A 226-nucleotide genomic window follows, 5' to 3' on the forward strand; every position below is an offset into this window, starting at 1 on the left:
ATGGGTGATGGCGTGCCTTTTGTAGAATGAACCGGCGAGTGACGATGGCGTGCGAGGTTAAGCCGAAGAGGCGGAGCCGCAGCGAAAGCGAGTCTGAACAGGGCGCGAAGTACGTCGTCGTCGACCCGAAACCAGGTGATCTACCCATGTCCAGGGTGAAGGCCGGGTAACACCGGCTGGAGGCCCGAACCCACGCACGTTGAAAAGTGCGGGGATGAGGTGTGGG

General features: G+C 61.1%; 1 rRNA gene. It reads left to right on the top strand.

Annotation, left to right across the window (positions count from 1 at the left end):
- Positions 1-226: ribosomal RNA gene (locus tag ETC05_RS18545) — 23S ribosomal RNA — on the top strand; the annotation flags it as partial.

This window comes from Geobacillus sp. BMUD (genome assembly GCF_013096845.1).
GTDB lineage: Bacteria > Bacillota > Bacilli > Bacillales > Anoxybacillaceae > Geobacillus > Geobacillus vulcani.